Annotated in this window: 14 protein-coding genes; 3 read left to right on the top strand and 11 right to left on the bottom strand. The window is 52.3% G+C overall.

Annotated features, from left to right (window positions below; translation table 11 throughout):
• Nucleotides 1-160 precede the first annotated feature (160 nt).
• Nucleotides 161-1420: a transcription termination factor Rho gene (gene rho / locus SAQUA_RS00925; RefSeq protein WP_021181558.1), complete on the bottom strand. Its 1260-nt coding sequence runs from the start codon at nt 1418-1420 to the stop codon at nt 161-163.
• A gap of 525 nt (nt 1421-1945) precedes the next feature.
• A complete protein-coding gene (gene trxA, locus SAQUA_RS00920; RefSeq protein ID WP_156293301.1) occupies nt 1946-2272 on the bottom strand; it encodes a thioredoxin TrxA in 327 nt (108 codons plus the stop codon).
• 131 nt (nt 2273-2403) lie between these two features.
• On the opposite strand from trxA, the gene rhlB reads away from it, so the two are divergent.
• Together rhlB and ppx are read left to right on the top strand one after the other, a co-directional pair.
• A complete protein-coding gene (rhlB, locus tag SAQUA_RS00915) occupies nt 2404-3690 on the top strand; it encodes an ATP-dependent RNA helicase RhlB (RefSeq protein ID WP_380673776.1) in 1287 nt (428 codons plus the stop codon).
• A gap of 9 nt (nt 3691-3699) precedes the next feature.
• On the top strand, nt 3700-5193 hold the full coding sequence (gene ppx / locus SAQUA_RS00910) for an exopolyphosphatase (protein WP_380673777.1): 1494 nt from the start codon (nt 3700-3702) through the stop codon (nt 5191-5193).
• 19 nt (nt 5194-5212) lie between these two features.
• Here ppx and rep read toward each other — a convergent pair whose 3' ends face one another.
• A complete protein-coding gene (gene rep / locus SAQUA_RS00905) occupies nt 5213-7237 on the bottom strand; it encodes a DNA helicase Rep (protein ID WP_380673778.1) in 2025 nt (674 codons plus the stop codon).
• Nucleotides 7238-7380: 143 nt separating this feature from the next.
• Between rep and ppiC the strand changes: the two genes are divergently transcribed.
• Nucleotides 7381-7662, top strand: a complete 282-nt coding sequence (ppiC, locus tag SAQUA_RS00900; RefSeq protein WP_380673779.1) for a peptidylprolyl isomerase PpiC — start codon at nt 7381-7383, stop codon at nt 7660-7662.
• A gap of 30 nt (nt 7663-7692) precedes the next feature.
• Here ppiC and SAQUA_RS00895 read toward each other — a convergent pair whose 3' ends face one another.
• The 8 genes from SAQUA_RS00895 to bcsQ all read right to left on the bottom strand — a co-directional run bounded on the left by SAQUA_RS00895 (nt 7693) and on the right by bcsQ (nt 23244).
• Nucleotides 7693-9189: a M16 family metallopeptidase gene (locus SAQUA_RS00895; RefSeq protein WP_380673780.1), complete on the bottom strand. Its 1497-nt coding sequence runs from the start codon at nt 9187-9189 to the stop codon at nt 7693-7695.
• A 293-nt stretch (nt 9190-9482) separates the two neighbouring features.
• A complete protein-coding gene (locus SAQUA_RS00890; RefSeq protein WP_380673781.1) occupies nt 9483-10775 on the bottom strand; it encodes a dicarboxylate/amino acid:cation symporter in 1293 nt (430 codons plus the stop codon).
• Nucleotides 10776-10997: 222 nt separating this feature from the next.
• Nucleotides 10998-12521 carry an EAL domain-containing protein gene (locus SAQUA_RS00885; RefSeq protein WP_380673782.1) on the bottom strand — a complete coding sequence of 508 codons (1524 nt, stop codon included), beginning with the start codon at nt 12519-12521 and terminating at the stop codon, nt 10998-11000.
• Nucleotides 12522-12962: 441 nt separating this feature from the next.
• Complete coding sequence (gene bcsC / locus SAQUA_RS00880; protein ID WP_380673783.1) at nt 12963-16430, bottom strand: cellulose synthase complex outer membrane protein BcsC; 3468 nt, start codon at nt 16428-16430, stop codon at nt 12963-12965.
• Nucleotides 16412-17533 (bottom strand): cellulose synthase complex periplasmic endoglucanase BcsZ, encoded by a 1122-nt coding sequence (bcsZ, locus tag SAQUA_RS00875; RefSeq protein WP_380673784.1) that lies wholly within the window; start codon nt 17531-17533, stop codon nt 16412-16414. Before bcsZ ends, bcsC begins: the two co-directional genes overlap by 19 nt.
• Nucleotides 17533-19842: a cellulose biosynthesis cyclic di-GMP-binding regulatory protein BcsB gene (gene bcsB / locus SAQUA_RS00870; RefSeq protein ID WP_380673785.1), complete on the bottom strand. Its 2310-nt coding sequence runs from the start codon at nt 19840-19842 to the stop codon at nt 17533-17535. Before bcsB ends, bcsZ begins: the two co-directional genes overlap by 1 nt.
• 64 nt (nt 19843-19906) lie before the next feature.
• Nucleotides 19907-22510 (bottom strand): UDP-forming cellulose synthase catalytic subunit, encoded by a 2604-nt coding sequence (bcsA, locus tag SAQUA_RS00865; RefSeq protein WP_380673786.1) that lies wholly within the window; start codon nt 22508-22510, stop codon nt 19907-19909.
• Nucleotides 22507-23244, bottom strand: a complete 738-nt coding sequence (gene bcsQ / locus SAQUA_RS00860; RefSeq protein WP_380673787.1) for a cellulose biosynthesis protein BcsQ — start codon at nt 23242-23244, stop codon at nt 22507-22509. The genes bcsA and bcsQ overlap by 4 nt, the downstream gene beginning before the upstream one ends.
• Nucleotide 23245 lies beyond the last annotated feature (1 nt).

Raw genomic sequence — 23245 nt, 5'->3', positions numbered from 1 at the left:
TTCCTGCTTCAACGCATTAACGCGAAAAACAGATATAAATAAGATGAGTTCTCAATAAGCCATAAGAATATACAACTTTTACTGTACTGTTACTTATCGTATCTGCCAAAAGCAAAAAACGCCACGACTAGGCGTGGCGTTCCGAGAAATTTTTACCTGATTATGATCGTTTCATCATGTCGAAGAATTCATCATTGGTTTTAGTCATCGCCAATTTGTTGATGAGGAACTCCATCGCATCGATTTCACCCATCGGGTGAATGATTTTGCGCAAGATCCACATTTTCTGCAGTTCTTCAGACGTTGTGAGCAGTTCTTCTTTACGAGTACCTGAACGGTTGTAGTCAATAGCAGGGAATACGCGCTTCTCGGCGATTTTACGCGCCAGATGCAATTCCATGTTACCTGTACCTTTAAATTCTTCGTAAATGACTTCGTCCATTTTAGAACCGGTATCGACCAGTGCGGTAGCGATGATAGTAAGGCTGCCGCCCTCTTCAACGTTACGTGCCGCACCGAAGAAACGCTTCGGACGATGCAAGGCGTTGGCATCCACACCACCGGTCAGTACTTTGCCTGAAGCTGGTACCACGGTGTTGTAAGCACGCGCAAGACGGGTAATGGAGTCCAGAAGAATGATAACGTCCTTCTTGTGCTCGACCAGGCGCTTAGCCTTCTCGATCACCATTTCTGCAACCTGTACGTGACGCGAGGCTGGCTCGTCAAAGGTAGAAGCAATAACTTCGCCTTTTACCAGACGCTGCATCTCGGTTACTTCTTCCGGACGTTCGTCGATCAGCAATACCATCAGCACGCAGTCGGGATGATTATAAGCAATGCTCTGCGCAATATTCTGCAGCAGCATAGTCTTACCGGCTTTTGGTGGTGCCACAATCAAACCACGTTGGCCACGGCCAATAGGAGCGGCCAAATCCAGAACACGGGCCGTCAGATCTTCGGTAGAACCGTTGCCACGCTCCATACGCAAACGAGAGTTCGCGTGAAGCGGCGTCAGGTTTTCGAACAGGATTTTGTTACGGGCGTTTTCCGGCTTGTCGTAGTTGACTTCATTGACTTTCAACAGGGCAAAATAGCGCTCACCTTCTTTTGGCGGACGAATCTTACCGGAAATGGTGTCACCTGTGCGGAGATTGAAACGGCGGATTTGGCTGGGAGAAACGTAGATATCGTCGGGGCCTGCGAGGTAGGAACTGTCTCCAGAACGAAGGAAACCAAATCCATCCTGCAATATCTCCAGCACACCGTCACCGAAGATATCTTCTCCACTTTTCGCGTGTTGCTTGAGTATTGAGAAGATAATGTCCTGTTTGCGCAGGCGGGCAAGGTTTTCCAGCCCCATATTTTCGCCGAGAGTAATCAGCTCAGAAACCGGCGTATTCTTTAATTCGGTAAGATTCATAGTGGTGGGTTCTTAAACTCGGGGTATGTCTCGAACTAATATCGTGAATGGTATGGCAGCGTGATTTCCACAGGTATTCCACATTGTAGCTATGTTGGGCCCGTCTTGCACCGCGGTAACTCAGTAAACCAAGTTCCGGGAGACTTATCGGTTGCCAGCTTGCCACACCTTGAAATCCATGGGGTATTCGTGCCTGTTTACTAGGCGTTCGATCACCGGATTGCTGAACCGTCCCGGTAAGAAATGGCTTACTTTGGACGTACGCGCTGACGGTTTAAGATCGAAGGTGCCTTAAAAAATGATTTTTTCAAAAACGTTTGATTGCTAAAACATGGGCGGAGCTCAAACGAGACTTCGTTACCGATGCTTCAACACAGAGTAAAGCTTAGATTCAGACTCTTTAGGTTTAATACTTAGGGCAAGTTCTATATGCAGTATGGTTAAACTTAACACGCTTCTTGGCAGGCGTCTAGCGGTGAATTAAATACCCACCTCCAGACGCCCGTCACAGGGCTTCCCGCCCGATTACAGATTCGCGTTAAGGAAATCTTTGAGCTGACCTTTGGACAGCGCGCCCACCTTGGTCGCTGCCACTTCACCGTTCTTGAACAGCAACAGCGTTGGGATACCACGGATGCCATATTTAGGTGCGGTAGCCGGATTTTGATCGATATTCAGCTTGGTGATGGTCAATTTGCCTTCGAACTCCTCGGCAATCTCATCCAGAATCGGAGCAATCATCTTGCACGGACCACACCATTCAGCCCAGAAATCGACCAGAATTGGCCCTTCGGCTTTCAGCACATCGGTGTCAAAGCTGTCGTCAGTCAGGTGAATAATTTTATCGCTCATGTTCTACTCCACAGGATTATGTCTACCTTGTTGGTGTAGCATCAAACCAACTCAGGTGATTTTATTTCACCGTTTTTATTTCAACGGATATGCTTTCGTAAAGCAATAGTTAGCTGATATTCTACCACACTATGAGCAAAACACACTTGACCGAACAGAAGTTTTCCGACTTCGCCCTGCACCCGTTAGTCCTTGAAGCCCTTGAGAAAAAAGGGTTTCACCACTGCACGCCCATCCAGGCGTTAGCATTGCCACTCACGCTCGGTGGACGTGACGTTGCAGGTCAGGCGCAAACCGGTACCGGAAAGACGCTAGCTTTTTTAGCGTCTACTTTTCACTATTTGCTGTCCCATCCGGCGAAAGAAGGTCGCCAGACCAACCAGCCGCGCGCCTTGATCATGGCGCCAACGCGTGAACTTGCCGTACAGATCCACTCCGATGCAGAAGCCCTGTCACAATCCACTGGGTTGAAGCTTGGCCTGGCCTATGGCGGCGATGGCTATGACAAACAACTCAAAGTACTGGAAAGCGGTGTAGATATTCTGGTCGGAACGACTGGCCGCTTAATCGATTACGCCAAACAGAACTACATCGATCTGGGTGCTATCCAGGTTGTGGTTCTGGATGAAGCCGACAGGATGTACGATCTTGGCTTTATCAAAGATATCCGTTGGCTGTTCCGCCGCATGCCATCGGTCAATCAGCGCCTGAACATGTTGTTCTCTGCCACCTTGTCCTACCGCGTACGCGAGTTAGCTTTTGAGCAGATGAACAATGCTGAATATGTCGAGGTCGAACCGGAACAGAAAACCGGCCATCGCATCCAGGAAGAGCTGTTCTACCCTTCTAACGAAGAAAAAATGCGTTTGCTGCAGACGTTGATCGAGGAAGAGTGGCCTGATCGCTGCATCATCTTCGCCAACACTAAGCACCGCTGTGAAGACATTTGGGGCCATTTGGCTGCCGATGGTCACCGCGTCGGCCTGCTGACAGGTGATGTTGCACAGAAAAAACGCCTGCGTATTCTGGATGACTTCACCAAAGGCAATCTGGATATTCTGGTCGCTACCGACGTAGCAGCACGTGGCCTGCACATTCCGCTGGTAACCCACGTCTTCAACTACGATCTTCCTGATGATTGCGAAGACTATGTTCACCGTATCGGGCGAACGGGTCGTGCGGGCGAAAGTGGCCATTCTATCAGCCTGGCCTGCGAAGAATATGCCCTTAACCTGCCAGCAATCGAAACCTATACCGGCCACAGTATTCCTGTGAGCAAATACAACAGTGACGCGCTGCTAAACGATTTGCCTGCGCCTAAGCGCCTGGTGCGTCCACGAGGCAACAACGGCCCACGCCGTAACTCTGCGCCACGCCGTGGCGGAGCGCCACGTGGCACCCGTAAACGTTCAGGCTGACGGATAATTATGCTTGGTTCCAGCCCCCTCTATGCTGCCATCGATCTTGGCTCCAACAGCTTCCACATGTTGGTGGTACGCGAGGTGGCTGGCAGTATCCAGACCCTGGCACGCATCAAGCGTAAAGTGCGCCTTGCTGCGGGGCTGGATAAACATAACCACCTTTCCGAAGAAGCCATGCAGCGTGGCTGGCAATGTTTGCGGCTGTTCTCAGAACGCCTTCAGGATATCCCACGCGAACAGATCCGCGTAGTTGCGACCGCAACATTGCGCCTTGCCAGCAATGCACAAGAATTCCTGCAAACCGCTGAAACTATCCTCGGCTGTTCTATCCAGGTCATCAGCGGTGAGGAAGAAGCTCGTCTGATATATCATGGGGTTGCCCATACCACCGGCGGCCCTGACCAGCGCCTAGTGGTCGATATTGGCGGCGGCAGTACGGAACTGGTGGTTGGTACCGGTGCGCAAGCCGCCCAGCTCTACAGCCTATCCATGGGCTGTGTAACCTGGCTTGAACGTTTCTTCAGCGATCGCAGTCTGGAACGGGATAACTTCGAAGCCGCCGAACTTGCTGCCAGCGAGATGGTGCGCCCTATTGCCCAGCAACTTAAGCAACATGGCTGGCAGATTTGTGTCGGTGCCTCAGGGACCGTGCAGGCGTTGCAGGAAATCATGGTGGCGCAGGGCATGGACGAACGCATCACGCTGCCCAAACTCCGCCAACTGAAGCAGCGAGCCATTCAATGTGGCAAACTCGAAGAGCTGGAAATCGAAGGCCTGACGCTGGAACGGGCCTTGGTCTTCCCGAGTGGTCTGTCGATACTACTGGCCATTTTCCAGGAGTTGGGTATCGAAAGTATGACACTGGCCGGTGGCGCACTGCGCGAAGGATTGGTGTACGGCATGCTGCATCTGCCGATCGAACAGGATATCCGTAGCCGGACACTGCGCAATCTTCAGCGCCGTTACCTGCTTGATACCGACCAGGCGGAACGCGTCAACCAGTTGGCAGCGAACTTCTGTTTACAGACTACCGACGAATGGCAATTGGACGCGCGATGTCGCGAGCTTCTGCGTGCGGCCTGTCTAATCCACGAAATCGGCCTGAGCGTCGATTTCAAACAGGCGCCACAGCACGCCGCCTATCTGATCCGCCATCTTGATTTGCCTGGCTTTACCCCAGCGCAGAAAAAACTGTTAGCGACCCTGCTGCAAAACCAGAGCAATACGCTTGACCTGCCTCTACTAAGCCAACAAAACGCCGTACCACCACGTATGGCGCAGCGTTTATGCCGGATACTGCGTCTGGCTATCATCTTCGCCAGCCGCCGCCGTGACGATACCTTACCCGCCGTGCGGTTACGTGCCTCTGACGAAGAATTGCACGTGATCTTGCCGCAGGGTTGGTTGGCCAGCCATCCATTACGCGCAGAAGAGCTGGAACAGGAGAGCCGTTGGCAAAACTTTGCTCACTGTCCACTGTTTCTGGAAGAGCGTCACTAGAGGGTGCTTTTGGCACCCTTTACTTGGCATCCTTGGCCTTCGCCAACATCGCTTTCATGCTGGCCAAATGACTCTGCCCTTTCTGCATCCGTTCTTGTGGGCTAACCACCTTACGTTCCGTCTCCCAGGCTAAATCATCCTGTGGCAGTTCCAGCAGGAAACGACTGGGCTCGGGACGAACCAATTCACCGTATTGACGGCGTTCGCGGCATAAGGTGAAAATCAGTTCTTTCTGCGCGCGCGTAATCCCAACATAGGCCAAGCGCCGCTCTTCATCGACATTATCTTCATCAATACTGCTCTGATGGGGCAAGAGCCCCTCTTCCATCCCCACCAGAAACACATAGGGGAACTCCAAACCCTTTGAGGCATGCAGCGTCATCAACTGCACCTGATCCAGATCTTCGTCACTTTCACCGCGTTCCATCATATCCCGTAGGGTAAAGCGCGTAACGACCTGCGTCAGCGTCATCGGTTCATCCAACTCACTGCCTTCCAGCATCTCGGTCATCCAGCCAAACAGCGTGTCGACGTTTTTCATCCGCATTTCAGCCGCTTTTGGGCTGGGTGAGGTCTCAAACAACCAGCTTTCATAGTCAATACCACGGATCAGGTCACGCGCCGCGGCGACAGGTTCACGTTCCACCCGTTGAGCGATCCCCTCCATCCAGTGAGTGAAACGTTGCAATGACTCGAGCCCACGCCCAGTAAGGTGTTGACCCAACCCCATGTCGAAGCTGGCACGATACAGGCTTTTATTACGCTGGTTTGCCCACTCGCCCAATTTTTGCAGCGTGGCCGGGCCGATTTCACGCTTAGGGGTGTTGACGATACGCAGGAACGCACTATCGTCATCTGGGTTGGTCAAAACCCGCAGATAGGCTAGTAAATCTTTAATTTCCGGGCGTGAGAAAAACGAAGTGCCGCCAGAAATCTTGTAGGGAATGCGGTTCTGCATCAGCATTTTTTCAAACAGCCGAGATTGGTGATTGCCACGGTAGAGGATGGCATAATCCCGGTAGTTGGTTTTCTTCACAAAGTGATGCGCAATCAGTTCGCCAGCCACCCGCTCGGCCTCGTGTTCTTCATTGTTGGCCGTCACCACCTTCAGTTCTTCGCCATAACCCAGCTCTGAGAACAGGCGTTTTTCAAACACATGTGGGTTGTTGGCAATCAGGATATTGGCCGCTTTCAGGATGCGTTCACTGGAACGATAGTTCTGCTCCAGTTTGATTACTTGCAGATGGGGAAAATCTTCCTTCAGCAACACCAAGTTCTGTGGGCGCGCGCCACGCCAGGAGTAGATTGACTGATCGTCATCCCCCACCACAGTAAATCGCGCTCGTTTTCCCACCAACAATTTCACCAGCTCATATTGGCTGGTGTTGGTGTCCTGATATTCATCCACCAGCAGATAGCGAATACGGTTCTGCCAGCGTTCTCTCACCTCTTCGTTACGCTGCAACAGTAACGTAGGTAACAGGATCAGATCGTCAAAATCCAGCACGTTACATGCTTTCATATGGGCATCGTACAACCCGTAGCAATGCGCAAACAGTTTATCTCTCTCAGAGCGCGCCAACGCCATCGCCCGCGCGGGGTCCACCAAGTCATTCTTCCAGTTGGAAATCGTGGAGATCAGCTGTGCAACCAGGGTCTTATCGCTTTCTAACCACTTTTCAGTCAATTCTTTCAGTAACGCCAGTTGGTCTTGATCGTCGAACAATGAGAAGTTGGATTTCATCCCCAGCGCAACATACTCGCGTTTAATCACCTCCAATCCCAACGTATGGAACGTCGAGATCATCAATCCACGTGCCTCTTTGCGACCCATGGTTTGTGCTACACGCTCTTTCATTTCGCGTGCCGCCTTGTTGGTAAAGGTTACGGCTGCGATATGCCGTGCCTGATAACCACAATGGTGGATTAAATGGGCGATTTTATTGGTGATGACACGTGTTTTGCCGGAACCGGCACCGGCCAGCACCAGGCAGGGCCCGGTAACGAATTCGACGGCTTGTTGTTGGCTGGGGTTTAATCGCATGGCGTTTTATTGCTCAGTATTTATTGCGTGGGGAAGAAGATTGTAGCAGAAAGCCTTTGCGAGATTTACCCCTATGACCCTGCACAGCATGGTGAGAACAGGTACAATAGCGGCATTCTCTGTACGACAAAACGGACAAAATAATGGCCAAAACGGCTTGTGCCCTGCACATCCTGGTGGATAACGAAACGCTGGCGAACGAACTGCTGGCAAAACTTAAACGAGGCGTCAGCTTCGATACGCTGGCGCGTAAGTACTCAAGCTGCCCGTCGAAACGTAACGGTGGTTCATTGGGTGAATTCAATAAGGGCACCATGGTGCCCGCATTCGATAAGGCGGTTTTCAGTATTCCCTTGCTGAAACCCTATGGCCCGGTGAAAACCCAGTTCGGTTACCATATCATCAAGGTTCTGTATAGAAATTAGCCAGTGCGCAGCAATTGCTGCGCACATTGCTTACTGTGCGCTGGTTTCAGGCACAGCGGCATCGGCCCGTTTCACGTCTTCACTGGCCACCGCAGGCGCAGGCGCAGGCGCCATGATACCGTTGTAGATTGCCTGTAACTGCTTCATGTTCATTTCCGGTTCACCTTTCGGCTGCATTAACACCAAGGTGGCATCCTGCGATAATTGCAGCTTCAACTCTTGATTCAGCGATTCCAGCGTCAACGATGTCAGAAACGCCTGACGCAGTTTCTGGTATTGCTCCGGCGCGATGTCCACAACGCCGCTTTGCTGAGAACGTAGACGCTGGCTCATCAGCACGTCAGTGTCTGTGTGAGCATAGGTAGCAAACAGTTTGCTTAGCTGATCGGTTTTCTGCGCAAGCAACGCGTTAAACTCTTCCTGAGAAAGGCCGTTTTTACGCACATTGGCCAGTTCGCGAGCGATAAAGGTCAGGCCGGTGTTCAGGTTATCATTCGGCGTAACCAGATGGATCGCGCATTGGGCACGTTGATACTGCACTCTGCAGTCAAACCCTAGCTGGAGATTTTTCTGCTCGCTCTTTTGTAGCGCCTGCTGCATATGCCAGAACAGTGCTTCACGCGCGATATCACTATGCCAATAGCGGCTCAGGCTTTGCGAGTCGCGGATAGGATGCCAGGGGGTATCCCACATGATCGAAAGCGTATCTTGCTTGACCTGATCGCTCATCAGACTCACCGGCTGCGGTAGCAATGGAGTCAAGGTTGGCATGGTCGCCGGGGTCTCGCGCTTGCCCTTAAGTGGCGAAAACGCCTTATTGATCTGCTCACTCAGGCTGCGGCTATCCACTTTACCCACCACGTACAACGTCATGGCGTCGGGTGTATACCACTGCTCATAGAATTTTTTGAGTTGTTCAATACTGACGGGTTGCTTTACTTGCTGACCCGGATCGTGAGCCAGCAACGTTGAGCCTTTCAGACGATAGCGCCACCAGGAATCTTTAGGATTCGGTGGGAAAGTTCCGATAGGATCATTATCGGCATTCATCACGGCATGTACAGTATTCTCATCGATCGCCAGCCTGCCAGTGGTATCAGCCAGCCAAGTCAGTGCACTTTTCAGTAATTCAGGGCGGTTATTCGGCAGGCTCAAGCTGTAGATGGTGAAATCATAAGAACTGATAGCCGGAGGCAATGGCCGCTCACTGTCTACGCTCTGCTGCCACAGCGAGCGTAGCTGCGGTTCAGTAAAGCTTTCACTGCGAGTGAGTGCAAGACGCGGCAAAAGATGTGCAAAACCAACCTGTTGGGAAGACTCAACCAGCGATCCAGTGTTGACTACCAGCCGAAGCTCAACGCGATCGCTTGGGCGTTGTGGCGTATCAAGGATTTGCCAGGAAAACCCGTTATCCAGTTGCCCCTGCTGCCAGGCAGGATCAGGTTGTAGTGCTTCAGCTTGCACGCTGCTGTTGGCCGCAGCCAACAGCAGCCCACCCACTAAAAGACGAATTCTGGTGCCCTGCATGTGAACCCCTACTTGATGACTATCCAATTTTTCTATGCAAATACCGATATTCCATTCAATGGAATATAAGACTATGCCCAAACGGGTATGTAGCATAGCCAACAGTTACGCCCTAAGTTTTAACGTTGGGCGTAAAGCACAAAGTGTACCATTCTGTTAGACCACGCGCCCTTGTGGATGTCACTCATCAGAATGAAAAAAAGTGCATAGTTGCGTTTTATCTAGAAAAAATGGCTGAGAAGCAAGAGGAAATGATGTCGGCTGCTGTTGCAGCCGACTTTTTGCAGGGAAAATCAGGCAGAAGGGAGGGATTTCTCAACGGTAACCGCACCAGGTTTGCTATCCAGCACTTCTTTCAGCTTTTTCTCATCCAGTTGGTTACACCATTTCGCTACTACAACAGTTGCTACACCGTTACCAACCAGGTTAGTCAGCGCACGGGCTTCAGACATAAAGCGGTCGATGCCCAGGATCAAAGCCAGACCTGCCAGCGGTAAGTGCCCTACCGCAGAAATCGTGGCTGCCAGCACGATAAAGCCACTTCCAGTGACCCCCGCAGCGCCCTTCGAAGACAGCAACAAGACAACCAGCAAAGTCACCTGATGCATAATGTCCATCTGGGTGTTAGTCGCCTGGGCAATAAACACCGCCGCCATCGTCAGATAGATCGAGGTGCCATCAAGGTTGAACGAATAGCCGGTAGGAATAACCAAGCCCACCACCGATTTCTTACACCCCAGTTTTTCCATTTTGTCGAGCATACGTGGCAACACCGACTCAGAAGACGACGTTCCCAGCACAATCAGCAGTTCTTCTTTGATATAACGAATAAATTTAAAGATATTGAAGCCGTTGTAACGGGCAATGGATCCGAGAACCAGCACCACAAACAGCAGGCAGGTGATATAGAAACAGGCGATCAACTGGCCCAGTTGCACCAGAGTACCCACCCCATATTTACCGATGGTGAATGCCATGGCACCAAATGCACCCAGTGGAGCCAGACGCATGATCATATTGATGATGCCGAAGATCACGCGGGAGAAGCTCTCGATCACGTTGAAGATCAGTTGGCCCTTCTCACCCAAGCGATGCAGAGCAAAACCGAAGAGTACGGCAAACAGCAGCACCTGCAAAATATTACCGCTGGCAAAAGCACCAATCACGCTGCCTGGAATAATGTCTAACAGGAATGGCACTATGCCTTGCTGTGCTGCCTGATCGGCATACACCGCCACCGCTTTGGCATCCAATGTGCCAGGATCAACGTTCATCCCGGCTCCAGGTTGCACCACGTTCACGATCAACAGGCCGATCAGCAACGCGATGGTACTGACAATCTCAAAATACAGCAGTGCGATTGCCCCGGTACGACCAACCGCCTTCATGCTTTCCATACCCGCAATACCGGTAACCACGGTACAGAAGATCACTGGAGCAATAATCATTTTGATTAATTTAACAAATCCATCACCCAGAGGCTTCATCTGGGCACCAAGTTCAGGGTAGAAATGGCCAAGCAGGATACCTAGCGTAATCGCCGTCAGTACCTGAAAATAGAGGCTCTTAAAGATAGTTGTTTTCATAAGACATCCTTTGGGGGAGACAACGCAGCAGGCGGACGTTCACTCGTCCGTCTTGTTTAACGCTGCGCGGAAAATAACACCCACATAACAACATGGAAATAATTTGTTGCGCCTACTCCCCCCCATTGATACGAATTTAAGAGCTGAAACGCGTCAGCCTAGCTGCAAACTTGAAATATAGATAAGAGATTCTTCTAACTAACACAAAAGAGGTGAAGCCTATTAGTGGCTTTCAAGAATAGGAAAAAGCAGGCGGTATTGCACTTCGAATTCTTCGAGTGATAAAGGCTTGGCCAACAGGGAACCTTGACCGTTGCGAATACCGTGTTGTAACAGCCAGTCTCGTTGTGATGCGGTTTCCACACCCAGTGCCATCACCGGCAGATTCAGTATTTCAGAGATTGAGATGACAATACGAACCATCGCCTCATCCTTGGGCAGGCCTGCAATGAAACGCCGATCGATGTTAATCAGATCGAGCGGCAAACATTTGAGGCGATTAAGATCATGCAAACTGGCGTAACCGATGCCAAGGCCATCCAGCGCAATCGACAGCCCTGCATCTTGCAACTCTCTGAGTAAAGCCAATAAATGGTCAGGGTCATTGATCCACGCTGTTTCCGTGATTTTCAGCCGCATTTTACCTGGGTCAACCCTATGTTCCGCCAGTAACCGCTTCAGATGAGCGCCGAAATCTTTATGCTGGATATGTACCGCAGAAATATTCACCGTTAGCGGCAACGGAATTGCTTTGGTTTGCCACTCAGCCAGAATATGGCATGACGCCTCCAGAACCCAGTTAACGAGCGGGAGATTCAGCTCCTTCACCTCAACAGAGGTGGTAGAGATGCCGTCAGGCTGATGCCAATGCAATAGAGCTTCAGCACCAATAACCCGCTCGGTCTGCATATCCAACTGCGCCTGAAGAATTAGTCTGAACTGGTGTTGCTCAATGCCGAGCAGGATTTCATTTTCCTGAATCATCGGCTTGTTGCCTTCACGCATCGGGCGATGTTGGCTTTGACGGTTCAATGCGCCATACGCCTGAGCCAGCATTTGCTGGTTACGATTGTAATTGCGAACCAGCAAGCCGAGTTCATCGTCCTGATGCTGTGCAGGCGGCGTCAGTTGGTGATAAGGGAGGTCTCCCTGAGACACATTTTCCAGTTCGCGCGCGATGGCACGCAACGGATAAACCAACAGCCGGTTCATACACCAGGTTATGGCTATCGACAAAATCAATGCCAGTAGCAGGTAAGTCGATAACAACGTAGAAAACGTGCTGAGGATAAACTGATACATCCGGTAGGAATCAACCTGTAGCACCAGATAAGCCAGCGGTTGAGGATTGGCAGATACTCGCTCCAAAGAGTAGAGGGGAACAGTAATCTGGACAGGCAGATCAAAAATACGCACCACCAGAGCGGGGACTGGGCGCTCAGGAGGGAAATTGGCGTGCAATGCCTGAAACTCATTTGGCAGCACGATATCTGCACGAGTGAGTATCCCCACAGGCAACAGTGCATTGAGCGCACGTTCGGTTTCCGGTACATCCATCCGCAGTACTGTTTGAGCCAGCGGCTGGCGAACGGAATGGGCAATATTCTCCAGTTGTTTGACGTAGTCATCCCTGCGCTGCTGCACAAAATGGAATAACTGAATCACGATAAAGATACAGATCACCACGAGTGCCACACTCGATACGATTGTCATCTGCTTAATCGTTAATGAACGTCTGACCCGCAAAAACCTGCTCTCCGCTAATACACCCTGAAAAGGACCAATATATATTCGATAACGTTCAGGTTACCGACAGCCACAAATAGGCTGGCCCCCAAAACGCCAAGCCACCGTGGGCAGCCAATAACGCTGTAGTTTCAAAGATAGGAAGTACAATCCACCCCCTCTCAGCCACATCGAGTATACTCGATTGCTGCTTGTTTTTAACTTATCAAACGCTGGTTGCCGGAGGAAAAGCGCGGGGTTCAGTACTATCCTGGCTGGAATGACCACAGGGTAGCAAAACTACCCTGTGAGTGACACTCCGAATGTATCCGATTTCCCCCGTAGCCATTCAAAGTGTGGTGTGCTGGCTGCGCGAGTAGGTCCCGGTCACTTCGTTAACTATTCCTCTGGGGACTTACTCGCTTACCATCTATTTGCAACTTGAATGAATTTGGGTATTTCTCATTTGAATTCGGCGTAAGGCGTCAATGGTCGTGGTGGCAAATCGAGATCACCCTGCCAACCGGCAAGTGAATAGCGCAAATACAGTAACATATGGCTAGGCGTATAATCTTTGGCCTGCTGAATGTCGATACTGGCTCCCATTGTCCAGTGTGAGCTGAGACGGCGCTCGACAATCGCCCGCAGGGTATAACCCACGCCTGAAGAAGAACTGCCACTTTCAATGGCGTTCTTATCCGGCAATGAATCAGGGATCATCCCCTGAAGCGGGTAACGCTTTTCATCATTGGTTTTGCTATGGGAAACGGATACCGAGCCGCCGACTTCCCACGACCAGTTCTCAGTACGCTGGCGATAATTCACCGGTATTGCCAACGAGACATACTCTTGCGGGCTGTAATAGCCACCGTGACCAAGGGAGTAGCCGCTCAAATCCTTCTGGTAATGCCAGAGCATAGAACTCAGCCCGATGGTAGCACGGCGGTTATCTTCGTTAATCAGCTTGTAGTAATAACCTGCCATCAATCGTTGACGCAGATTATCCTCAACGTTCTGACCGGTTAACTGATGAGCGCTGAGATCGGCCCAAACGCCGTTGGCTTCACCGCGATCGTAGCTGGCGCTCAGGCTGATACCGGTCGCACGTACCCCACCCCAAGTGATCCCGGTATTAGGATCGCGGGTCCCGCCAAACGCTAACAGTGAACTGCCAACAGGCCTACGTGAAGCCCCAACAGTCCAGCCGATACCATTCCAGTCACCGCTATAGGCTACACCGCCAACCCAGTCGACAACCTCAAAGCCCATCGGTGTCGTTCCAATATCGGCTTGCCAGCGATCGTTGGCCCAACCTGCAGCTATGCTGGTCCCAGTGGTTTTCTGACGTTCATCACCACTGCACCCCACCGTGTTACAGGTGCCAAAGGTTTCGAAGTGCTGCCCACCATCGGTAGCAAAGGTGCCCGCATTAAGTTGAACCGTATCGGTGCGGAAAAACGCGCGACCATCATAAAAGGGCATATCCACCTGCAACATGGTGTTATGCGCCTTAAAGTCGGAGATCCCACCGGTTCCGCTCGAACGCATATAATCGTGATCGAGGGTGACTGTCACATCCTGCTGGCGGTAAAGATCGGCCGCGTCGGAACGGATGCCGCGTTTAAGCCAATCGTCGGCCATATTATTACGGGTCAAACGGGTGTAGCTGTCATTATCCAGTGGCAGCGTCGGTGCAATGCCGCTGGCCACCATTGCCTGGCGATAATCCTGTTCGGCCTGTTCCGGCCGCCTGCGTGCCTGTTCAAACCTGGCAGAATCACGGTACAACAATGCTTTGACCTGGCTTGGGGGTTCTTGCTGCGCTTTTGCTTTCAGTTGAGTAAAAATATCTGCGGCTTTCTCCTGCTCGCCGACCAAAGACCAAGCATTAGCAACCCGCCGCTGGCTGTTGAGCGATTCGTCCTTCTGGGGTGTTGTTTCCTGCAGTTGCTGACGAGCCTCAGCCAGTTTACCAATTGCCAGAAAGGCTTCAATCTCACCCAGACGCGCATCCGGGTTATTCGGTTCGCGCGCGCGTACCCGTTGATAATCCGCCAGTGCTGCGTCGTATTCCGCCCTTTCCAAGGTCCAATCTGCCAAGGTCAGCTCGATAGCAGTATCAGGCAGTTGCTGATGCAAATACGCAATTGCTGCAGGTTCATTACCAGCAGCACGGAGTTGCTCAGCATGAGCGAGCGCTGCCTGCCGTTGCAAGCGTTGCGCCATATCGCGAATATCATCGTTCCACTGCCCTTTAGGCAGAGCATTGAGATGCGCCAATGCTTGACTCTCGCGCTCGCTGGCAGACAGATACAAGGCATAGGCGTAAACCTGCTGCGGATCGGTAGGTTTTTTCTGCACAAGTTGACGGAATACGGCGTCCGCCCTCTGCGGCTTCCAGGCCTGACGCAGCGTTTGAGCATAGCGGTATGTCAGCCAGACATCTTCGGGATCTTTCAGGTGAGCTTGCCGGTATTTTTCTGCAGCCTGAGGCCACTGTTGCTGCTGCGCCAGAGCTTCAGCCTGCTGTTTCAGCATGTCCAATTGCAGGCTGTCCAGCGTACTGCGCAACTGGTCTTGCATCCCACGTGGCAGACTGTTGAGATAGTCCAACGCCTTTTGCGGTGACTGCCGCTGATAGATATTCACCAAACCACGTACCGCACTGCCGCTGCCCGGCTCCAGCCTCAGGGCCTGCCGATAATAACGTTCAGCAGTTGCATCATCTTTGCGAGCGACGGCAACGTCACCCAAACCAATCAACGCACTATTGTCACTGTTATCAAGCCGCCTGGCCCGCTGATACTGTTGTTGCGCCAGCGGCAGATTATTAGCCTTCAGGGCGCTGTCCCCCAGGGCAATCGTCAACCAGTAGCGCGTACTATTGATTAGACTCTGCCATTTATCGCTATCAAAGTTATTCTTGTCCGCTTTCTGCGCCTGCTTGAACAGGCTTAACGCCTGTTGTCGATTACCAGCGCGGGAATAAGCCAAACCCAGCGCGCCGAGCACTTCAGCATCGTCGGGCTTACTGGATAACGCTTTTTTCAATTCCGGGATCGCGGATCGGCCTCCCCCTTTGTCTACGCGCGCCAATCCGGCCATACGAGCCTGATAAGCAGGATCGGCCAGCAAGGCCTTTTGTCGGATCAACTCCTGTTGAGCGCTCTGTGCCTGATCGCCGCTTTCAAACACCCCAAGGAAACGGTTTAATGCCGCGACACTCTGCGGGCTGACCGGCATCGCTTTGATCTTTTCCAACCACAAATCAGCCGCTTCGTTACGGCCTCCAGGATCGGCTGCGACTTTCTGCAGTAAGTCATAAGCCTGTACCGCACGATCCTGATTGAACAGCATCCTCACCAGTGCCATACGCAACGTAACATTACCGGGATACTGCTGCTCCAACGCCTGCAACTTCTTCACTACCTCCGCTTCCTGGCCGGGCAGACGCGCTACCAGCTTCCAGTATTCCGCAGCCAGACTGGGTGTTGGAGGAACACCCTGGAATAGTTCATCGTACAGGGTTTTAGCCTCCTGCAAGCGGCCTGCGGTGGCCATCAGGCGTGCCTGTTGCAGCTTCTGACGAGTTTCCGGCCGGGTCAATTGCATGTTCATTTCGGCCTGACGGAAAATCTCTGACTGCGGAGCTACCCCCTTGAGCTTATCCAACTGCTGCTGTGCCAGCACCTGATTACCCTGACGCAACGCCAGACGCATACGTGCGGCAATCACGTCTGGATTATTCGGATCAATCAATTCAAGACGATACAGTGACTGGCGAACCAACTCCTCTTGATTCATGGCCTCCCCGATCCGCACCTGCTCTAACAACCACCGTTCAGGAGCCACGTTAGCCCCCTGCGCCTGCGACAATATCGCCAAGCTTAAAGGAAACAGGCTCAGCCAGCCTAGTCTGAAGTTACGCATTGGCCGCTCCAAGAGGGCTGAAGTTCGCCCTGACGATTGAAACGATAACGTTGTTGGTCCCATCCCTGACCAAATAACAGCAAGGACGCGTCGTAATAAGCTTTGTTACTCAACGGATTATCTTCGATACGTTGCCGTTGTACCGCTAATGCCTCCGGATGATCCGCCAAGAGTGGTAACAAGGCAGCGGAGAATCCGGCCGGGCCTTCAGCGGTGGTTTTCCCCGTAGCCGTATCAACTTTTTCCGGTGGAGCCGCTTGCTGTACCACGAAATTAACCATTGGTTGGAACTGCTTCACTAATGCGGCTTTGTGCGGGTCATCCTCAGCCAGCATACCCGCCCAGAGATAGACCCTAATGGCATCGTAGCTGCCAATATTGGGTTTGACGCTATCCGGTAACCAACCTTTGTCGGGCTGCCAGACTACCCAATCCGGTGAGAAACCGCGTGGTGCCGTCTCCAGCAAAAGTCGTTGGCTAGTTTTTTGTACGGCTTTCCAAGGACCATTGATTGAAGAAAAACGGGCCATCAGCTGTGGCGGAAGATAGCTGGGATTGAGCCGCCATTGGTTATCTGCGACAAAACCGATCTTGCCTGGTAACACCATCGTGCCCAAGCCAGGAATATCAACGACCTCTTCGCGCCCAATCCGCTGCAGGACCTGTGTTCCTAGCGTTTGATAACGCGGGTCCTGCCATAAGCGCCCCGCTTCCAGCAGGTTGTATGCGATCCACAAGTCTGAATCAGAGGCGGTATTACTATCCAACACCTTCCAGTTTTTTTTATCATCCTCCCCCCACAGCCAGGCAGGCAGATGCTCATTCAAATCACCCGCAGCCAGATTGTTTTCTGTCCACGTCAGCAATTTGTCAAACATCGGCCGATCGTTGGCGACCAGCGCGAAGAACAGCCCGTAACTTTGGCCTTCCGAAGTAGTAATGCGCTTCGGACTGCTAGGATCGATCACCCGCCCTTCATCACTGATGTACAACTGTTTGTACTGTTGCCAGCCAGGCCAATCACAGGCCGCTACTGCGGGCAAACCCCACAGTAGCAACAGGCTCGGTAAGAAACGCTTCAGGAACGCCGCTGTCATAGTCATTAATCCCGATCTTCAGGTGACAGACGGCGGCGGCTGATTGCCTTCAGGCCATAGCGCAACAGCAGTGCCATGATCACCACCACAACTGCCGCCATTGCAGCAAGGACCAACGGACGCGTTGAGAGTGTAAACCAGAGCCGTTCCCACCATGGCAGATAACCAACGTAGTAAACATCTCCCACTCGCAGGCTATAGACACCCGATTCACGTATCACGGCAACAGAGCCGAACACCGCAGCACGCTTGCCACTGTCGAGCATCGCGTTATTCAACAGCTCGTAGCCACGGGGGCTATCGGCCAGCAATGCCACAATGCTACGTTGATCATTGAACGGTGATTGCACGCCGATAATCGCCGACATCGCCCCTTGAGAACTAATGGTCGTTTTGCTGTCTGGCGTCGCATCATCCTGCTCCACCGTCAGACTCGGCAGAGGTAATTGGCGCATAGGCTGTTTTACCCAACTCAGCGTCGCCTCTACCAACAAATTCATTTTCTTGTCATCACGCAGTTCTGGCGGGATGGTACCAATAATCAGAATATCGGCATCTTTGTCTTTCGCCTGCGACCAGTCATCGGCCAGCGTAAATGCCAGTGCTGGATAGCCGGTTTGCGCTCCGATATTACCCAAGGCGTTCAGCAACGCACTCACCTGAGACTGATGTGGCTGTTTATTTACCAACACTAACGTTTGCGAAAGGTCGGCCAACCGGCTGAATGGAAAGGCGGCATTGGAGAAAGCTCGCAGGTCGGGCATGGTAATGAAGTGGCGATAACCCGAGAAGTCTATCGTTGAGCTACTGTCAATCACCGCATGGTTAGGCACCAGCGAATAAGTTTCACAGCGCCCTTCCTCACCGCTGGCCAACAGCGTGGTGTAATTAAAATCAAAACGCAGTTGGTTGGCGGCCCCCAGCTTAAGTACCGGGATGTTGACCACCTTATCGGCGTCAAGTAACCCCTGCAGCAAAGGTAAACGCAACAATTGCGTTCCCCTTTCATTTTCTGGTACCAAAGCATAGGACTGTAAAAACTGGTCGTTCAAGCTGATGCTCAGGCGAGAGCCATCCTGAATACGCGGCGAGGTATAGCGGTACTTCAACTGCATATCAATGCCGGTACTATGCAGCAAGAACAGGTCCGGCGGCAGATTCATATTCACTGAAATCGGCCCAGGCTCAACGCCGCTAGTCTGTAACTGGTCCACGTATTGCTGTAGTTCACTAAACTTGATGGCGCGATCGGTTCGCACCCAGTTTGGCGCATCATACGGCTGGCGCTCTGCCAACTGTTCCACTTTATCTACGGTCAGACTCTGGCCACGGAAAAGAATATTGCCCTGAGCGATCCCCTTCACTGCAGTGATCAGATCGTTGTCATCACGCCCCTGAACCAACAGTAATTTCACATAGGGGTTATCAGGGTGGCCGATCATCTGTACTGTGGGGCCGTTTACTGCCGGATAGTCCTTCATGAAGTCTGGACGCTGGCTATTGGTAGCAAACACAATGGCATGCTGGTTAGGTAATTGATTAAATAACGTCGGGAAATGCTGACCGCGCCACTGTGCCTTGGTACCGAACCAGGAAGCAAGAATACCGGCTGCACGCTGTTGTTCCAGATCAGGCTGCCCGGCAAATACCATTGGCAGGGTTAGTGGCCGCTTGTCACGGCTATCAAAAAACGGTTCTGGGAAATGCGCAAGTTCGTTTTTCAGCAGCAACTTCTGGAAGCTCAGGTTCAAAGAACTGGACTTACCGACATCCAACCATAGGGAACTGTGAGCCGGGTTTTCGCAGATATTCCGGTAGTGGCCAACGAACACCAACCTTAAGCGGTTAAAGTCAGTGATATAGCGGGGATCAATTGGCACTTGAATGTTATTGGGTTTCCCCATCTGCTCTTTGGCAAGGGTGATCACCCCCATTAACTCATCGTTAAGATACACCTTAACCTGAGACTCTACCGGGATCAGTGCAGGAGAAGGGGTAAAATTCAGATTAAGCACCGCCTGCGAAACCACTTCGTCGCTACGCACACTAAACTCGACTTGTCCTTCAGGGCTGGTACCACGCAGAATAAAGGTACCTGGCGGTGGCACAACTTCAGTAAAAAAGAGTTGCACATCACGCACCGGCGCATTGGAAATTTCAGGTGCCGCGGCTCCCATAGGTGTAGTGACCGGCGTTCCCGTCATCATGGTTGCTGCCGGTTGCGCGATAACCATGGGTGCCGTTGCTGTTTGCGCCTGAGACAATGTACTGATGCCTAAGGCCAATGCGGTAAACCAGTTTATTTTTCTCGTCATCGTATCATCATCAATGTTAGAGCCTGTTCACCAGGCATGTGAACAGGCGGTTTCGACACACAGCCTATGCCACTGTTCCTTTTGCAACTGAATTTCGCCCATTCCCCACGCCATGGGGAACAAATGACATTATCCAGAGAGATACCGTGGTAAAACCGAGAAGAATGCGGCGAAAAACTGGCGGAGCGTAATCTGACATATGCTGATAGCCGTGTAAGCCCAACATCAGCACGTCGCGCAAACTATCCAATGGTTTGTCTTCAGGAAAACCATCCTGCCACAGTGCCCATGTATCGGCGCGCGCAAAGGTACACTGAATAAAGTCAGTGTACTGCCGCGTAGAAAGCCCAACCAGACGCACCCCCACATACAGGCCATTGGCACGCGTCACCACACAGGGGAAACTGAACTCTTGCTGGCCCCGTTTTAGCAGCAATACCACCTGTTCACCATCTTTTATCTGATCCGGTACGCGCATTTTTATCCCTACCCCCCCATCAGAATAATCCTGCAGTGTGCAAGGAAACATATGCCCGTTGGCACGCGCCAACGCCGCAGGCATGGCAATTTCTACGCGGTGCGACTGCCGCACTTGCCTGGCTTCCACGGCTACCGCCATAGCGCCGCCAAGGACCGTCATGTTGTAAAGTACCCAGACCAGGCTGATGAACACCGTCATTATCTCATCCACTGGGCCGTAGAAAAGACGCCAAAAGCCAAATGCCAGACCAGCCAGATTGAATGCCACTAACAACAGATACGGGCGGCTGATAACCCAGTCAACGTGTTCCTCATTCACCAACCCACCTTTGGCAGTCACGTTAAACTTGCCTTTATGGGGATTGAACAGCGCGATAGTGGTTGGCCGGGCGATATACCAAGCCAGCACGGTTTCATAGATTTCACTCCAGAAAGAGTGGCGATATTTACCCTGTACACGCGAGTTGGTCATGCTGGCATGGACCATATGCGGAAGAACATAAAGCACGATAGCCAGTGCCGGGGCAAAAATGATGTAGGCATGCAACAGCAGAAACGCCAATGGAGCCGTCAGGAAGATCAACCGAGGAACACCGGACAGGAAGTGCAGCATCGCATTGGCGTAACACAGTCGCTGAGCCAGTTTCAGTCCTTTTCCCAATAATGGGTTATCCAACCTGAAGATTTGCACCATACCCCGTGCCCAGCGAATACGCTGGCCAATGTGTGCAGACAAGCTCTCTGTCGCCAACCCGGCGGCCTGAGGGATACGGATATAGGCCGACGTGTGCCCACGGCGGTGAAGACGCAGCGAAGTGTGGGCGTCTTCCGTTACGGTTTCCACCGCAATTCCGCCTATTTCGTCCAGTGCGGTTCGCCGCAGAATGGCACAGGAGCCACAGAAGAAGGTGGCATCCCACATATCGTTTCCATCCTGAACCAGCCCATAGAATAGGGTGCCTTCGTTCGGTGTCTGGCGGAAGCGGCCCAGATTGCGCTCGAACGGGTCGGGCGAGAAGAAATGGTGTGGCGTTTGCAGCATCGCCAGCTTTTTATCTTTAAAGAACCAGCCCACGGTCAATTGCAGGTATGAGCGGGTGGGAACGTGATCGCAATCGAAGATGGTGACGAACTCACCGGTAGCGTGCTTCAGTGCGTTATTGATATTCCCCGCCTTGGCATGCTCATGGGTGGGGCGCGCGATGTATCTTACTCCCACCTCTTCAGCAAAGGCCTTGAATTCCGGGCGATTACCATCATCAAGAATATAGATATTGATTTTATCTTTAGGCCAGTCGATACCCAGCGCTGCATAGATGGTCGGTTTCACCACGCTCAGATCTTCGTTATAAGTCGGCACCATCAGATCGACAGTTGGCCAAGTACTAATATCTGCAGGCATCGGTACTGGCTGGCGATTTAGCGGCCAGATAGTCTGAAAATATCCTAACACCAAGACTACCCAGGCATAGGTCTCGGCCAACAGCAACAGCAGGCCACAAATGAGGCTGACAGGATCGTCCCAGTTCAGCGTGGAGGTATAACGCCACCATAGATAGCGGCAGGAAACGGTCAGCGACAACACAATCAGCATCAAACGCGGTAATCGCCCCGGGATCCGCCGCACTATCATGGCAATGCCCCACAGCAACAGCACGAACACAAACTGGGCAAACAGTTCAAGCGGTTGGGAAATGCATAACAGAGCCAACAATCCGGCAAATACTGAGGCCACTATAAACAACGCCCGGCGCACCCGCTTGTTCATTCGGCTGAGACGCTGCACCGAGCGCTCCTTCACACCAGAGTCCTGGAGTTGCTGCGGTAAATTTTGCAGCCAGTTGGCATAGCGCTGTTGCAGTTTAGACCAGCCAGCAGAATAGTTGCGCTCCTTGAGTAGAGGTTCACTACGCGTTATCAGCAGCCACATCACCTGAAGGAAGTAACGTACGATGTCAGCCGGGCGCGGACGACGGGATGAGATATGCGGGAACCAATAGTCACGATCAGCCAGCACTTTTTGCCAGGCAGGCGACTCAAAGCGCAGGAATATCCACCCCATCGTCACCAGCGAAGTAGTAAAGAATGCGGTAAAGACTGGAACCCCAGCGCTGCGATAGCCGCGATAACGCGCCTGAACCGCCCGGTGGACGGGAGGTACCAGCAGCAGGTTCGGCACCCAACTCATACAGCCTCTTCCGGCAGATTGAGCAGACACCAGTTGGCCAACGTCAGTATCTCATCGGCGGCCAGGCTCTCGGGCCGATATTCGCCCAAAGGTTGTTTCACCGCCTGCGCTTCTGCCACCGCCTCATCACGATGGATCACCAAAGGCAACAGGCCCGCCAGTGTTTTCTGCCACAACTGGTGCAAATCCTGTTGCAGCAGGCTGCTTGAGGAGTATCGATTAATCAGGAAGTAGCAACCCTCTGGCATCGGTTGCTGATGCAGCCGCGCATGACAGCCAGCATCAGGATTCAGTAACAGCAGCACGCCGTCGACGAGTGCCAATTGCTGCTCAATAAGAGGGGTGTTGCCTGCCGGGATATCCAGCAAGATCCAGCGATACTGCTCGGATGCACGCAACAACGCCAGATAATCCTGCCAACGCGCGGGGTTTTCAATGTGTTGCTGACCGCTCAGCCGCTGTTCATTCACGCTCAGACGACCAAACGGCAGAAAATCGAGTTTTTTGCAGTACCGCATTGCTCCCTGCTGCCAACCAATACCGTCCAGTTCCGCACGGGCCCAGCCCCGGCTAGATTCGAAGGGCATATTGAAATGCAGACGCAACAGGTTATCCGGTGAAAGGTCGATAGCCAACACCGATTCCCCCAACTGCTGTAATGCCCAGGCAAGCGCCGCCGTCACTGACGTGGCACCAAGACCGCCCCGTACCCCCTGCAGCGCAATGACCGGCATA

The sequence above is a fragment of the Serratia aquatilis genome (genome assembly GCF_044865145.1).
Classification (GTDB): domain Bacteria; phylum Pseudomonadota; class Gammaproteobacteria; order Enterobacterales; family Enterobacteriaceae; genus Chania; species Chania aquatilis.
The sequence above is the reverse complement of the archived record's forward strand: the minus strand, read 5'-3'. Positions and strand labels throughout refer to the sequence as shown.